The 13,769-nt window shown below is 70.6% G+C and carries 13 protein-coding genes; 5 read left to right on the forward strand and 8 right to left on the reverse strand.

All coding sequences use genetic code 11. The annotated features are described in order from the left end of the window. Window positions 1-23 precede the first annotated feature (23 nt). Both RNB18_RS33200 and RNB18_RS33205 read right to left on the reverse strand, forming a co-directional pair. Entirely contained in the window at window positions 24-935 is a 912-nt protein-coding gene (locus RNB18_RS33200) for an alpha/beta fold hydrolase (RefSeq protein ID WP_311717804.1), read from the reverse strand. A 546-nt stretch (window positions 936-1,481) separates the two neighbouring features. Next, on the reverse strand, window positions 1,482-2,174 hold the full coding sequence (locus tag RNB18_RS33205) for a metal-dependent transcriptional regulator (RefSeq protein WP_057608532.1): 693 nt from the start codon (window positions 2,172-2,174) through the stop codon (window positions 1,482-1,484). A 205-nt stretch (window positions 2,175-2,379) separates the two neighbouring features. Between RNB18_RS33205 and RNB18_RS33210 the strand changes: the two genes are divergently transcribed. The 4 genes from RNB18_RS33210 to RNB18_RS33225 all read left to right on the forward strand — a co-directional run bounded on the left by RNB18_RS33210 (window position 2,380) and on the right by RNB18_RS33225 (window position 5,906). Next, window positions 2,380-3,156, forward strand: coding sequence for an SIS domain-containing protein (locus tag RNB18_RS33210; RefSeq protein WP_311717805.1), 777 nt, complete (start codon window positions 2,380-2,382; stop codon window positions 3,154-3,156). A gap of 366 nt (window positions 3,157-3,522) precedes the next feature. After that, complete coding sequence (locus RNB18_RS33215) at window positions 3,523-3,921, forward strand: RidA family protein (RefSeq protein ID WP_311717806.1); 399 nt, start codon at window positions 3,523-3,525, stop codon at window positions 3,919-3,921. A 31-nt stretch (window positions 3,922-3,952) separates the two neighbouring features. Then, on the forward strand, window positions 3,953-4,372 hold the full coding sequence (locus tag RNB18_RS33220; protein WP_311718014.1) for a GNAT family N-acetyltransferase: 420 nt from the start codon (window positions 3,953-3,955) through the stop codon (window positions 4,370-4,372). A 121-nt stretch (window positions 4,373-4,493) separates the two neighbouring features. Continuing rightward, complete coding sequence (locus RNB18_RS33225) at window positions 4,494-5,906, forward strand: PAS domain-containing protein (protein WP_311717807.1); 1,413 nt, start codon at window positions 4,494-4,496, stop codon at window positions 5,904-5,906. 20 nt (window positions 5,907-5,926) lie between these two features. On the opposite strand, the gene pdxH is transcribed toward RNB18_RS33225, so the two are convergent. Further along, window positions 5,927-6,598 carry a pyridoxamine 5'-phosphate oxidase gene (gene pdxH, locus RNB18_RS33230; RefSeq protein WP_311717808.1) on the reverse strand — a complete coding sequence of 224 codons (672 nt, stop codon included), beginning with the start codon at window positions 6,596-6,598 and terminating at the stop codon, window positions 5,927-5,929. Between the two features lie 124 nt (window positions 6,599-6,722). On the opposite strand from pdxH, the gene RNB18_RS33235 reads away from it, so the two are divergent. Then, on the forward strand, window positions 6,723-7,835 hold the full coding sequence (locus tag RNB18_RS33235; RefSeq protein ID WP_311717809.1) for a citrate synthase 2: 1,113 nt from the start codon (window positions 6,723-6,725) through the stop codon (window positions 7,833-7,835). Here RNB18_RS33235 and RNB18_RS33240 read toward each other — a convergent pair. Genes RNB18_RS33240 through RNB18_RS33260 form a run of 5 tightly spaced genes read right to left on the reverse strand, consistent with a single transcriptional unit; the run spans window position 7,832 to window position 13,765 of the window. Continuing rightward, a complete protein-coding gene (locus tag RNB18_RS33240; RefSeq protein ID WP_311717810.1) occupies window positions 7,832-8,446 on the reverse strand; it encodes a TetR/AcrR family transcriptional regulator in 615 nt (204 codons plus the stop codon). The genes RNB18_RS33235 and RNB18_RS33240 overlap by 4 nt on opposite strands. Then, entirely contained in the window at window positions 8,434-9,168 is a 735-nt protein-coding gene (locus RNB18_RS33245; protein WP_311717811.1) for an enoyl-CoA hydratase family protein, read from the reverse strand. Before RNB18_RS33245 ends, RNB18_RS33240 begins: the two co-directional genes overlap by 13 nt. Next, on the reverse strand, window positions 9,165-10,733 hold the full coding sequence (locus RNB18_RS33250; protein WP_311717812.1) for a 4-coumarate--CoA ligase family protein: 1,569 nt from the start codon (window positions 10,731-10,733) through the stop codon (window positions 9,165-9,167). The genes RNB18_RS33245 and RNB18_RS33250 overlap by 4 nt, the downstream gene beginning before the upstream one ends. A 17-nt stretch (window positions 10,734-10,750) precedes the next feature. Beyond that, window positions 10,751-11,881: an acyl-CoA dehydrogenase family protein gene (locus tag RNB18_RS33255; protein ID WP_311717813.1), complete on the reverse strand. Its 1,131-nt coding sequence runs from the start codon at window positions 11,879-11,881 to the stop codon at window positions 10,751-10,753. A gap of 42 nt (window positions 11,882-11,923) precedes the next feature. Continuing rightward, window positions 11,924-13,765, reverse strand: coding sequence for an acetyl/propionyl/methylcrotonyl-CoA carboxylase subunit alpha (locus tag RNB18_RS33260; RefSeq protein ID WP_311717814.1), 1,842 nt, complete (start codon window positions 13,763-13,765; stop codon window positions 11,924-11,926). Between the last annotated feature and the right edge of the window lie 4 nt (window positions 13,766-13,769).

The raw sequence follows: 13,769 nt of genomic DNA on the forward strand, positions 1-13,769 counted from the left end.
CCGCCTCGCGGCCCTGCCGTGCGTCAGCCGGTGTTCCCGCCGCCCAGGCCGTCCAGGCCGTCCAGGAAGGGCTCTATGGCGGCCCGCCACGCCTCCGGCTGGTCGTAGTGGACGAGGTGGCCGGCGTCGGCGACCTCGGCGTACTCGCCGCGGGGCAGGACGCGGACCATCTCCTGGGCCTCGGCGCGGCCCAGTTCGCCGTCGAGACCGCGGACGACCAGGGCGGGGCACCTGACCTGGGTGAGTTCCTCCCAGTGGGCGTCGTAGACCCAGGTCTCGCGGGAGGACAGCATCTGCTCGGGCTCGAAGACGGGGCGCCAGCCGTCGGGGGACTCGGCCATCACCTCGGCGTAGAACTCGCCGCGCGCCGGGTTGGGCCGCTCCACCCAGGGGTCGTCCTCGCCGAACCACTTGCGTACGTCGGCGAGCGTGGCGAAGGGGACGGGCCAGGCCTTGAACCACTCGCCCCACTCCCGCTGCGAGGCGGCGCCGAGCGCGGAGGCCCGCATGTCGCAGATGATCACCCCGCGGACCAGGTCGGGCCGCCGCGCGGCGAGCTGCCAGGCGGTGAGGGCGCCCATGGCATGGCCGATCAGGACGGTCGGGGCGAGATCGAGCTGTTCGAGGGCGGCCTCGGCGTCCTCGACGTACGCGTCACGGGTGAATGCGGCCCGAGGGGGCTTGTCGCTCTGGCCGTGACCGCGCTGGTCGAGCGCGACGGCGCGGTAGCGCTCGGAGAGCCAGCGGGCGGTGGACGCCCAATGCGAGGCTCGGCCCATCAGGCCGTGGAGTAACAGCACCCCGGGTGATCGTTTCTCCGGGGCTTGCGGGAACTCCCGCGCCGGATCCGTCGGGTCGGTCTTGGGAGGATCACCGAACTCCCAGGCCGCAAGACGTACGCCGCCCGCCCCGGTCACGTCGATGCGCCGCGCCATTGGCACCCCCCTAGCTCCGCCCGGACCGCCCGCTCCCGCTCGAGCCGCCCTGTGAACCGTGTCCTGACTGCCGTGCCTGTCCTGTCTGCCGTTGCGTGCCGTACATCTCTGCAGCGCACGTCGGGTGCGTCCCGTCACTCGCAGATTATCGAATACACATTCGGAGATGGGCCCTCGGAACGGCAACACCCCTCGTTCGAGTGACCCCCCTCAAGGAATGATCGCCGCCGCCGAGGGGAGATCTTCAGCGGGAGGCGGACCGCTCGGGGAAATCGGTCCGCGGGGAATGACCCTGAGAGCTCGGGGCTCCGGGTCAGCACAGGGGAGGACCGGCCCCGGCACCGAAAGGTGCCGGGGCCATCCATATGTCTACGGCACATCCGCCCGCCCCCTCAGGTCATATGCCCCACGCGACAGCCTCGCACGGGAAGCGTCGAAGCGCTGCGATTCCGCATACTGAATCTTGGTTTCGACGGCCCCCGGGAAGAGGCTCAGGAAAGCCACAACTGCCCCACAGGACCCGGCAATTGAGCCCCCCGGCGACCGTCAGCGCTTGGCCACGAACACGTGCGAGGCAACGTCCGACTCCAGCTCGGCCGCCTCGCCGCCGCTGCCCACCAGCACCCCGCCCGCCGACTCCGTCACGCTCACCACCGAACCAGGCTGCACACCCGCCCGACGCAGCGTGTACATCAGCTGCGCGTCCGTCTGGATCGGCTCGCCGATACGGCGTACGACGACCGTCTTGCCGTCGAGACCCGGGTCCAGCTCGGCCAGCGACACCATGCCCTCGTCCAGGAACGGATCGGCACCGTCCTTCTCGCCCAGCTCCTCCAGACCAGGGATCGGGTTGCCGTACGGCGACTCGGTGGGGTGGCGCAGCAGCTCCAGCACCCGACGCTCCACCGCCTCGCTCATCACATGCTCCCAGCGACACGCCTCCGCGTGGACCTGCTCCCACTCCAGCCCGATCACGTCGACCAGCAGGCACTCCGCCAGCCGGTGCTTGCGCATCACGCGCGTGGCCAGCCGCCGGCCCTCGTCCGTCAGCTCCAGATGCCGGTCACTGGCGACCGACACCAGCCCGTCGCGCTCCATCCGCGCCACGGTCTGGCTGACCGTCGGCCCGCTCTGGTCGAGCCGCTCGGCGATCCGGGCGCGCATGGGGACCACACCTTCCTCCTCCAGCTCGAGGATGGTGCGGAGATACATCTCCGTGGTGTCGATCAGTCCGGACATACGTGCCCCTTGATGAGATTGCCGGAAGCACGACAGCTTCCCGGCGCGTGCGCTGGCCCTGGCATCAATTCTGCCGGATACCACTGACAAGCGTGCCGCGCCGTTGAAACCAAGCGGTTACGACCAGGCGCGCGGCCGTATTGACATCCCACTGGTCCAGACCGCACGGTGATCCGCGACACGGCGACGAAGGGTTGGACGACGCATGGGCGAGACGGGCTCCGAGAGCGCTGACGGCAAGCTGTCCGGGCAGTTCTTCGACGCCGCGATCGGGCTGCTGCAACGGGTCCGGGACGAGGAGGCCGAGTCCGTCGCGGCGGCCGGTGAGCTCCTCGCCGACACCGTCGCCGCCGGTGGCCGCCTCTTCGCCTTCGGCGCCGGGCACTCCTCGCTCGCCGCACAGGACCTCGTCTACCGGGCCGGCGGACTCGCCCTCATGAACCTGCTGACCGTGCCGGGGGTCGTGGGCGTCGACGTCATGCCGGCCACCCTCGGCTCCGCCCTGGAACGCGTCGACGGCCTCGCGAGCGCCGTCCTGAGCTGCTCGCCCCTCCGCGCGGGCGACGCCCTCGTGATCATCTCCCTCTCCGGCCGCAACGCCCTCCCCGTGGAAATGGCCCTGACCGCGCGCTCTCTGGGCGTGAAGGTCATCGGCGTCACGTCGGTCGCCTATACGACGGCGACGAAGCCCCGCCACAGCTCCGGCACCTTCCTCAAGGACCACTGCGACGTCGTCCTCGACTCCAAGATCGCCGTCGGCGACGCGGAACTCTCCCTGGACACCATCCCGGCCCCCTTCGCCCCCGCCTCCACGGTCGTGACCTCGGCACTGCTCCAGGCTGTGATGGCGACGGCGGCGGGAGCGCTGGCGGAACGGGGGATCGAGCCGCCGCTGCTGCGGTCGGGGAACGTGGATGGCGGGCTGGAATGGAATGAGCGGGTGTTCGAGGAGTACGGGGACCGGATCTTCTACCGGCAGTAAGCAGAACGCAGACGACCCGCGAGCTCTGGTCCCTCTGCCTTGCGGCGAGGGAGCCGGCCGGACGTACCGGCGAGCTCGCGGGTCGGGTGACTGCGTTGAATTGGCCGGCTGCGTGCACCTTGTACACGCGGGTCCGGCACCGCACTGAATGTGGTGGCAGGCCGCTAGCCCGCAGCCACCTCGCGCGTCCGGGTTTCAGTCATTTACCCGATCACCTCCCTTCATGCGTAGACCACACCCTAGGAAGCAGTCGGGCATCGATCAACCGATTTTCCGGGATGTTGACTCCGAGGGCTCCGACCGAGTGCTGTAGCCGTATCCGTCGCCTCGTGCCAGGAGGGTCTGACAGCGATTAGCGTTCCGTGCATGACAACGCGACGAGCGATCATGAGTGGTTCCGCCTTCGAGGAACACATCGGGTACGCGCGCGCCGTGGTGGACGGGGACCGGGTGCACGTGTCCGGGACGACCGGGTTCGAATATGCCGCGATGACGATCTCGGACGACGTGGTGGAGCAGGCCGAGCAGTGTCTGCGGAACATCGGGGCCGCGCTGGCCGAGGCGGAGTGCACCTTGGCGGACGTGGTGCGGGTGCGCCACCTGTTGCCCGACCGGGACGACTTCGAGCCTTGCTGGCCGGTCCTGCGCCGCCACTTCGGCGATGTCCGGCCAGCCGCCACGATGCTCGTGTGCGGCCTCGCCGATCCCCGGATGAAGATCGAGACAGAGGTGTACGCGCGAAGGGGAAGTGGTGGCCGTGACTGATCTGCGGATCGAGCCCGTCGTCGGGGACGGCATGCTCGAGCAGTGGCGGTATGTGCACAACGTGATCGTTCCGCCGGCTGCCATGAGCGCCGAAGACGCACGCGAGCGTGGCCGGCGATATCGGCTGGAGAACGCGTATCTCGGGGACACTCTCGTGGGGTGCTCGACTGTTCGGCCGCCGGACGGGGAGGACGCCGTGGCGACCGTCATCGCGCGTGTGCTGCCCGATTACCGGGGGCGGGGTTTCGGGACGGCTCTGTACGAGAAGGGTCTTGATCATGCGCGTGTGCTCGGCGCCCGGGTGATCGAGACATGTGTGCTGGCCGTCAATGGGGACGGAGTGCGGTTCGCGCTGGCGCGCGGGTTCGTCGAGGTCGACCGGTATGTCCTGGACGGCGAGAGCGACGAGTGGATCGACCTGCGGCTGGAGCCGGACCGGAGAGCTGTTTAAGGGGATTCGGAGCGTTTCCGGCGTACAACGATTCCTTCAATCTTGCGGGAACCTGGTGTGTGCTGCGTCACGTTCGAGTTGAATGATTGTTAGTGAGTGAAGCAGCCGGCAGGGGGTCCAGGTGAGTGCTTCCCGGCGTAGTGGGACCACCGACGAGCTGGGGCCGGACGGGCCCGGGCCGGACGGTCCGGAGGGCTCGGACGGCGGCTCGGACCTGCTCGCCGCGCTCCTCGACGGGATGGACGCGGCACTGTGTGCCTTCGACGCGGACGGTGTCGTCACCCATTGGAATCGTGAGGCGGAGCGGATCCTGGGCTGGACCGCGGCCGAGGCCGTGGGGCGGCACGGGTTCGCCGGGTGGGCCGTACGGCGGGCGGACGCCGAGGAGGTCGAGGCGCGGCTGATGTCCGCCATGCAGGCGCCCGGGCGGCAGGTGCATGAGTTCGCGCTGCTGACCAAGGACGGCGGCCGGGTGCTCGTACGCACCCAGTCCGCGGCCGTACGCGGGCCCGACGGTGAGCCGGCCGGTGTGTACTGCGCCTTCAGCGAGGTGCACACGCAGATCGACCTGGAGCGGTCGATCGCGCTGAGCGAGGCGTTGTTCGAGGACGCCTCGTGGGGTGTCGTGCTCGTCGACGCCGATCTGCGGCCCGCCGTGGTCAACGCGCACGCGGCCCGGTCGCTGGGCATCGGGCGTACGTCCGTGCTGGGGCGGCCCCTCGGGGAGCTCCTCGCGCAGGGCGTGGAGGAGCTGGAGAGCGCGCTCACTCATGTGCTGGCCGAGGGCGCGCCGCCGGCTCCGGCCGAGATCTGGGTGGGGGTGCGGACTCCGGACGGCGAGAAGCGGCGCTGCTGGCGCTGCGGGTTCGTACGGCTGGCCTCGCCGCTCGCGGAGGAGCCGGTGCCGTTGGGTGTCGGCTGGCTGTTCCAGGACGTCACCGAGGCCAAGCAGAGCGAGCAGGAGGCCTCGCTGCTGCGGTTCCGGACGAACCAGCTGCACCGGGCGGCCCGGGCGGCCGCGGAGTGCGAGGATCCGGTCGAGGCTGCCGTCGTGCATCTGGACTTCGCCCTTGCCGGGTTCGCCGACCACGCGCTGATCGACCGGGTGTCCGGGGAAGCGGTGGCCGACGGCGAGGAGACGAGTCCGGTCCGTCTCGTAAGGGTCGCCGCGACGCCGTCCGGGGCACCCGGGCCGAGTCTGCAGGCGTCGGGCAAGGCCGGGTTTCCCGTGCGGTACGGGGAGGGGCATCCGGCGCTGCAGTGCGTGGACCGGATCGGTTCGGTGCGGGCGAGTGTGGGGTCGGTGTCGGGTGAACGGGCCCGTGAGTGGGCCGTGGCCCGGCAGTGGCCTCCGGATGTGGTGCACGCGTTGTGTGCGGTGCTGCGGAGCCGGGGGCGGACGCTGGGCGTCGTGACGTTCTTGCGGGGGTCCGGGAGGGGACAGTTCGAGCGGGGCGACGCGGTGTACGCGGAGGACGTGGCGGTCCGGATCGCTGCGGCGCTGGATCTGAGCGGGGTGGTGGGGCGGGCGTAGGGCCGCGTCGAGCCGCTTCTTCAGGGGCTCAGCCGCTCCACCCGCCAGCTCCCGTCCGCCTCCGCCACGTATCGCAGCCGGTCGTGGAGGCGGTTCTCGCGGCCCTGCCAGAACTCGATCGTCTCCGGCGCGACTCGGAAGCCGCCCCAGTTCGGGGGGACAGGGACCTGTTCGCCTTCGGGGTAGCGGGCGGCCAGTTCGGCGTAGGCGGTGTCGACCTGGTCGCGCGTGTCGATCACGGAGGACTGGGCGCTGGCCCAGGCGCCGAGCTGGGAGCCGTGGGGGCGGGTGCGGAAGTAGGCGGCGGTCTCGTCGCGGCCGGTGCGGCGGGCGAGGCCGGTGACGATGACCTGGCGGCCCATGGGGTGCCAGGGGAAGAGCAGGCAGACGTACGGGTTCTGTGCGAGGTCCCTCGCCTTGCGGGAGTCGTAGTTCGTGTAGAAGACGAAGCCCTGTTCGTCGAACTGCTTGAGGAGCACCGTGCGGGAGCTGGGGCGGCCCTCGGCGTCCGCGGTGGAGACGATCATGGCGTTCGGCTCGAAGAGGTGCGCCTCGGTCGCCGCCTGCTTGAACCAGCGCGCGAACTGTTCGACGGGGGTGGCGGCCAGGTCGGTCTCGGCGAGACCCTCCGCGCGGTACTGCTGGCGCATGGAGGCGGGGTCCGGGGCGGCGGCGTCTGCTGCGTCGGTCACGCGGTCATCTTGCCGTACGGATGCACTCACCGATGGTGGCACTGAGTGCCGCAGAGGCTCCCCAAAGGTGGCACTCGGGGATATCGTGGCGTCATCCGTCGTACACATCATGAGGAGCCGCCTGATGTCCGACTTCGACCCCGGCTTTGTCCCTGGCCTCGAAGGAGTCATCGCGTTCGAGACGGAGATCGCCGAACCGGACAAGGAGGGCGGCGCGCTGCGGTACCGGGGCGTCGACATCGAGGATCTGGTCGGCCATGTCTCGTTCGGCAACGTGTGGGGGCTGCTGGTGGACGGCGCCTTCAATCCCGGTCTGCCGCCCGCCGAGCCGTTCCCGATCCCGGTGCACTCCGGGGACATCCGCGTGGACGTCCAGTCGGCGCTCGCCATGCTCGCCCCGGTGTGGGGGCTCAAGCCGCTGCTCGACATCGATGCGGGGCAGGCGCGTGCCGACCTCGCCCGGGCGGCCGTGATGGCCCTGTCCTACGTCGCCCAGTCCGCGCGCGGGCAGGGGCTGCCGATGGTGCCGCAGCGGGAGATCGACAAGGCGCAGTCCGTCGTCGAGCGGTTCATGATCCGCTGGCGGGGGGAGCCGGATCCCAAGCATGTGGCCGCCGTGGACGCCTACTGGACGTCGGCCGCGGAGCACGGGATGAACGCGTCCACGTTCACCGCGCGCGTGATCGCCTCCACGGGTGCCGATGTCGCCGCCGCGCTCTCCGGGGCCGTGGGTGCCATGTCCGGGCCGCTGCACGGCGGGGCGCCCTCCCGGGTGCTCGGGATGATCGAGGAGATCGAGCGGACCGGGGACGCCGAGGCGTACGTCAGGCGGGCGCTGGACCGGGGTGAGCGGCTGATGGGGTTCGGGCACCGGGTGTACCGGGCCGAGGATCCCCGCGCGCGTGTGTTGCGTCGTACCGCGCGGGAGCTGGGGGCGCCGCGGTTCGAGATCGCGGAGGCGCTGGAGAAGGCGGCGCTGGCGGAGTTGCATGCGCGGCGGCCTGATCGGGTGCTGGCCACGAACGTGGAGTTCTGGGCGGCCATCATGCTCGACTTCGCGGAGGTGCCGGCGCACATGTTCACGTCGATGTTCACGTGTGCGCGTACGGCGGGGTGGTCGGCGCACATCCTTGAGCAGAAGCGGACGGGGCGGCTGGTGCGGCCTTCGGCGCGTTATGTGGGGCCCTCGGCGCGGGATCCCCGGGACATCGAGGGGTACGGAGGCATCGCCGACTAGGCCAGCGCCTCGTTCAGCAGTACCGCCCACTGCGTCACCACACGGTCGCGTCTGGCCGCGTCGTCCGTGAGGAGGTTGGCCAGGCCCAGGCCTCTGGCCATGTCCAGGAGGCCCTGGACCGTTTCGCGGACTCCCGGGCGTGACTCGTCCGCGCCGAGCAGGTCCACCGCGATCCGATGGGTCTCCCGGCCTACGCGCGCCTCCAGTTCGGTGACCTGGGGGCGCAGTTGCTCCTCGTTGGAGGCGGCGACCCAGAGGTGGAGGGCGGCGCGGAACAGCGGGCCGGTGTAGAGGTCCACGAGGGCTGAGATCACCGCGCGGCGGTCTTCGGCCGCGCCCTGCGGGAACAGGGCGCGCAGGGCCGTGGAACGCTCCTCTGCCACGTATTCGACCGCCGCCGTGAAGAGGTCCTCCCTGGTCGGGAAGTGGTGCTGGGCGGCGCCTCGGGAGACGCCGGCGCGTTCGGCGACGACGGTGACCGTGGAGCCGGCCCAGCCGTGTTCGGCGAGACAGGACACGGCGGCTTCGAGGAGGCGCTGCCGGGTGGCCCGGCTGCGGTCCTGCTTGGGTACGCGTTCGGCGCGGTCGCCGATCGTGGTCACACCAGCCATGAGGGATCCCGTCGTTCCAGGAAGGCCGTCATGCCTTCGCGCGCGTGCGGTGAGGCGAACAGCCGGGCCGAGAGCGCGGTCAGGTCGGCCGCGTCCCGGTCGAAGGTCTCCAGCACCTTAGCCGTGAGCAGCCGTTTCGTCTCGGCCAGGGCCTCGGGGGCGGCCCGGCGCAGACCGTCCAGGATCGGTTCGAGTACGGCGTCCACGTCGTCGCCCGCCGTCGTCACCAGGCCGATGCGGGCCGCCTCGGCGGAGTCGAAGCGCTCGCCGGTGAGGTAGTGGCGGGCGAGGGCGCGGGGGTCGGTGCGGGGCAGCAGCGTCAGTGAGATGACCGCGGGGGCGAGCCCGATCCGTACCTCGGTGAAGGCGAAGGTCGACTCCGTGGACGCGGCCGCGATGTCGCAGGCGGCGAGGAGGCCGAGGCCGCCCGCGCGGACATGGCCGGTGACGCGTGCGACGACCGGCTTGCCGAGCTCCACGATCTGCCGCAGGAGCCCCACCAGGGCGGCCGGGTCCGGGGGGGCCTTCAGATCGGCGCCCGCCGAGAAGGTGTTGCCGGTGTGGGTGAGGACGATCGCACGTACGGCGTCGTCCTTGGCGCAGTCCGCCAGGCAGGAGGCCAGCTCCCCCACGAGCGCCGCCGACAGGGCGTTGCGGTTGTGCGGGGAGTCGAGGGTGAGGGTTTCGATGCCACGCGCGCGTGTGCGGCCGATCAGTGTCATGCGCGCTCCCTGAGCTGTCGTCGGAGAATCTTGCCGGAGGCGGCCCGGGGCACCGCGTCGATGAAGGTGACCTGGCGGACGCGTTTGTAGGGGGCGACGCGCTCGGCGACGTACATCATGACCTCGCCCTCGGAGAGCTCCGTGGCGGTCGGCTGGCGGACGACGAAGGCCTGCGGGACCTCGTTGCCGTCGTCGTTGTAGACGCCGATGACGGCCGCGTCGGCGATCTGGGGGTGGGTGAGCAGGAGGGCCTCCAGTTCGGCGGGGGCCACCTGGAAGCCCTTGTACTTGATCAGCTCCTTGACCCGGTCGACGACGAACAGCCAGCCGTCGGCGTCGACATGGCCGACGTCGCCGGTGTGCAGCCAGCCGTCGGGGTCGATCATCGCGGCGGTGTCGTCGGGGCGGCCGAGGTAGCCCTTCATGATCTGCGGGCCGCGGATCAGGATCTCGCCGGGCTCGCCGATGTCGAGGTCCTTGTCGGGGTCGTCGAGGGAGACGATCCGCATCTCGGTGCCGGCGATGAGCTTGCCCACCGTCCCGGGGGGTGCCTCGCGCATGGCGGACAGGGGGACGACGTGGGTGCCGGGCGAGAGTTCCGTCATGCCGTACGCCTGGCCGACGGGCGGGAGGCCGAGCCGGGCCGAGCAGGCGGCGGCGAGCCGGGCGTCCAGGGGGGCGGCGGCGCTGACGATGTAGCGCAGGGACGACAGGTCGTAGTGCTCGACCAGCGGGTGCTTGGCGAGGGCGAGGACGATCGGAGGGGCCACGTACAGGCCGGTGATGCGGTGGTTCTGGATCGCCGCGAGGAAGGTCTCCAGGTCGAAGCGGGGCAGGACGACGACGGAGGCGCCGAGGCGCAGGGGTGCGTTCATGAGGGCCGTGAGGCCGTAGATGTGGAAGAAGGGCAGGACCGCGAGGATGCGGTCCTCGGGGCCCGCCGCCATCAGCGGTTCGAGCTGGGCGAGGTTGGTGGCGATCTGCCGGTGGGTGAGCATCACGCCCTTGGGGGTGCCGGTGGTGCCCGAGGAGTACGGCAGTGCCGCCACGTCCGTCACCGGGTCGATGGCGAGGTCCGGCTCGGGGGCCGTCGAGGACAGCATGTCGATCAGGGAGCGGTGACCGGGCGCGCTGTCGCAGACGAAGATCTCCCGTACCCCGCCCGCGAGTTCGGCGGCCCGCCGCGCCACCTCCAGGAGGGGGGAGACGGTGACGATCCAGCGGGCCGCGGAGTCACTGAGCTGCTTGGCGAACTCCTCCGGCGTGGAGAGCGGGTGCACGGTCGTGACGGAGGCACCCGCGCGCGTGGCGGCGTAGAACGCGGCCGGGAAGGCGATCGTGTTGGGGCTGTGCAGCGCGAGCACGTCCCCCTTGGCGACGCCCGCCTCCGCGAGACCGGCGGCGACCCGGCGGTGGAACCGGTCGAGCTGTCCGTAGGTGAGGGTGGCGCCGTCGGTCCCGTCGATCAGGGCGGGCGCGTCACCGAACTCGGCGGCTCGCGCCAACACCGCGTCGTGGATGGGGAGTTCTACCGGCGTGACGTCTGCGTACTCGCTGCGGAACATGGTTCCTCCAACACGGCCTAGTACGACTTGGGCAGGCCCAGGGTCTGGTGGGAGACGTAGTTGAGAATCATCTCCCTGCTCACCGGTGCGATACGAGCCACGCGCGCGGCCGTTATCAATGAGGCGAGCCCGAACTCGCGGGTGAGGCCGTTGCCGCCGAGGGTGTGGACCGCCTGGTCCACCGCCTTCACACAGGCCTCCCCCGCGGCGTACTTCGCCATGTTGGCGGCTTCTCCGGCGGCCACGTCGTCTCCCGCGTCGTAGAGGTGTGCGGCCTTCTGCATCATCAGGCGGGCGAGTTCGAGGTCGATGTGGGCCTGGGCGAGGGGGTGGGCGACGGCCTGGTGGGCGCCGATGGGGGTGTTCCAGACCGTGCGGTCCCTGGCGTAGGTGATCGCCTGCGAGAGGGCGTAGCGGCCCATGCCGATCGCGAAGGCGGCCGTCATGATGCGTTCGGGGTTGAGTCCGGCGAAGAGCTGGAGGAGGCCCGCGTCCTCGTCGCCCACGAGGGCCTCGGCGGGGAGGCGTACGTCGTCGAGGGTCAGCTCGAACTGCTTTTCCGCCGCCTGGAGTTCCATGTCTATCTGGCGGCGCGTGAAGCCTTCGGCGTCTCGGGGGACGATGAAGAGACAGGGCTTGAGGCGGCCGGTGCGGGAGTCTTCCGTGCGGCCGACTATGAGGGTGGCGTCGGCTATGTCCACGCCGGAGATGAAGACCTTGCGGCCGGTGAGCAGCCAGTCGGCTCCGTCGCGGTGGGCCGTGGTGGTGATGCGGTGGGAGTTGGAACCGGCGTCCGGCTCGGTGATGCCGAAGGCCATGGTGCGGGTGCCGTCGGCGAGGGCGGGGAGCCACTCCTGTTTCTGGGCTTCCGTGCCGAAGCGGGCGATCACTGTGCCGCAGATGGCGGGAGAGACGACCATCATGAGGAGGGGGCAGCCGGCTGCGCCGAGCTCCTCGAGGACTATGGAGAGTTCGGCGATGCCGCCGCCTCCGCCTCCGTATGCCTCCGGCAGGTTGACGCCGAGATATCCGAGCTTGGCTGCCTCGGACCACAGGGTCTCTCGGTCGTAGGTGCGGCCGTGGCGTTTGCCCAGGGCGGCTACTGCTTCCCGTAGGGACTTGTGCTCATCGGTTTCGGTCGTGGGCATGTGGCTCCTTCGTGGGGGCTGGTCGCGCAGTTCCCCGCGCCCCTAGGTAGATCGAACTACTGCCAGTAGAGAGCCGACCGTTACCTGTTGGCCGACAACTGCATTCAGCTCGCTGAGCGTTCCTGTGTGCGGTGCCGTGATCTTGTGTTCCATCTTCATTGCCTCCAGCCACAGCAAAGGCTCTCCGGCCTCTACTGCGGCTCCCTGGGCCAAGCCCTCGGCGATCCGGACCACCGTTCCCGGCATGGGAGCCAGCAGGGAGCCCGGGGCGTGTTGCGTGGTGGGGTCGGGGAAGCGGGGCAGGGCCGTCAGAGTCGTACGGTTGACGTGGACCTGGTCGTCGTACCTCGCCACCTCGAACTTTCTCTGCACACCGTCCACTTCGAGTACGACCCGGCTCGGGTCCGCGTGAAGCACCCGGACCCCGTCCGCCTCCAGCCCCTCCCTCGTGTGGCGGTAGTGGACCTCGTGTTCCTCGCCCGCCATCGCGTACCGCTTCGTCTGGGGGGCCGAGTGCAGGTTGCGCCAGCCGCCGAAGCGGGAGCGGCCGACCGCGTCCGCGAGGGACGCGGCCAGGGGGGCGTACGGGTCGGAGTTCGGCTCGGTGAGTTCGGGCAGGTGGCGGTCGTAGAAGCCCGTGTCCATGCGGGCCGTCGTGAACTCCTTGTGGCGCAGGGAGTTCACCAGCAGGTCCCTGTTCGTGGTCGGGCCGTGGATCGTCGCCCTTTCCAGGGCGCCCGCCAGTTTGCGGACCGCCTCCGCGCGGGTGGGGGCGTACGCGACGACCTTCGCGAGCATCGGGTCGTAGTGGACGCCGATGTCGTCGCCGCTCTCGTAGCCCGTGTCCAGGCGGACGGACGGGGGGATCGAGAGGTGGTGCAGGGTGCCGGTCTGGGGGGTCCAGTCCCGCGCAGGGTCCTCGGCGTAGAGGCGCGCTTCGACGGCGTGGCCACGCGCGCGTGGGGGCTCGTCGGGCAGCGGGGTCCCTTCGGCGACGCGGATCTGTTCCGCCACCAGGTCGACGCCGAACACCGCCTCCGTGACCGGGTGTTCGACCTGGAGGCGGGTGTTCATCTCCAGGAAGTGGGCCCGGGTGCCGGAGACCAGGAACTCGACCGTGCCCGCGCCCACGTAGTCCACCGCGCGTGCCGCTCGTACCGCCAGCTCGTGCAGTTCCTCCCTGAGGTCGTCCGGGAGTCCGGGGGCCGGGGCCTCCTCGATCACCTTCTGGTGGCGGCGCTGGAGGGAGCAGTCGCGGGTGCCCAGGGCCCACACCGTGCCGTGGGTGTCGGCGAGGATCTGGACCTCGACGTGGCGGCCGTCCTCGACGTACGGCTCGACGAAGACCTCGCCGTCGCCGAAGGCGCTCGTGGCCTCGGCGCGTGCGCTCTCCAGGGCGGCGGCCAGGTCCTCGATACGGCGGACGACGCGCATTCCACGGCCTCCGCCGCCCGCGGCCGCCTTCACCAGTACCGGCAGATCGGCCGGTGTCACGTCCCCCAGGGTCGCCAGCCCCATCAGTTCCTTCGCACGCGTCTTGGACGCCATCGCCTCGATCGCGGACGGCGGCGGTCCTATCCAGACCAGGCCGGCGTCCAGGACCGCCCGCGCGAAGTCGGCGTTCTCGGAGAGGAAGCCGTAGCCGGGGTGGACGGCGTCGGCACCGGAGGCGATCGCCGCCTTCACGATCAGGTCGGCGCGCAGGTAGGTGTCGGCGGGGGCCGCTCCCGGGAGTCGTACGGCCGCGTCCGCCACGCGCGTGTGGAGGGCGTTCGCGTCCGGGTCCGAGTGCACCGCGACGGTTCGGATTCCCAACTCACCGCAGGTGCGGAAGATCCGGCAGGCGATCTCGCCCCGGTTGGCGACGAGCACAGAAGTGATCACTGAA

The sequence above is a fragment of the Streptomyces doebereineriae genome, from assembly GCF_031845645.1.
Classification (GTDB): Bacteria; Actinomycetota; Actinomycetes; order Streptomycetales; family Streptomycetaceae; genus Streptomyces; species Streptomyces canus.

What these genes read in the sequence shown, in the direction of transcription:
- RNB18_RS33235 (WP_311717809.1), top strand. Translation starts at nt 6,723, where the DNA reads ATGTCCGACTTCGACCCCGGCTTTGTCCCTGGCCTCGAAGGAGTCATC.
- RNB18_RS33255 (WP_311717813.1), bottom strand. Translation starts at nt 11,881, where the DNA reads ATGCCCACGACCGAAACCGATGAGCACAAGTCCCTACGGGAAGCAGTA.
- RNB18_RS33200 (WP_311717804.1), bottom strand. Translation starts at nt 935, where the DNA reads ATGGCGCGGCGCATCGACGTGACCGGGGCGGGCGGCGTACGTCTTGCG.
- RNB18_RS33205 (WP_057608532.1), bottom strand. Translation starts at nt 2,174, where the DNA reads ATGTCCGGACTGATCGACACCACGGAGATGTATCTCCGCACCATCCTC.
- RNB18_RS33215 (WP_311717806.1), top strand. Translation starts at nt 3,523, where the DNA reads ATGACAACGCGACGAGCGATCATGAGTGGTTCCGCCTTCGAGGAACAC.
- RNB18_RS33240 (WP_311717810.1), bottom strand. Translation starts at nt 8,446, where the DNA reads ATGGCTGGTGTGACCACGATCGGCGACCGCGCCGAACGCGTACCCAAG.
- RNB18_RS33245 (WP_311717811.1), bottom strand. Translation starts at nt 9,168, where the DNA reads ATGACACTGATCGGCCGCACACGCGCGCGTGGCATCGAAACCCTCACC.
- RNB18_RS33250 (WP_311717812.1), bottom strand. Translation starts at nt 10,733, where the DNA reads ATGTTCCGCAGCGAGTACGCAGACGTCACGCCGGTAGAACTCCCCATC.
- RNB18_RS33210 (WP_311717805.1), top strand. Translation starts at nt 2,380, where the DNA reads ATGGGCGAGACGGGCTCCGAGAGCGCTGACGGCAAGCTGTCCGGGCAG.
- RNB18_RS33220 (WP_311718014.1), top strand. Translation starts at nt 3,953, where the DNA reads ATGCTCGAGCAGTGGCGGTATGTGCACAACGTGATCGTTCCGCCGGCT.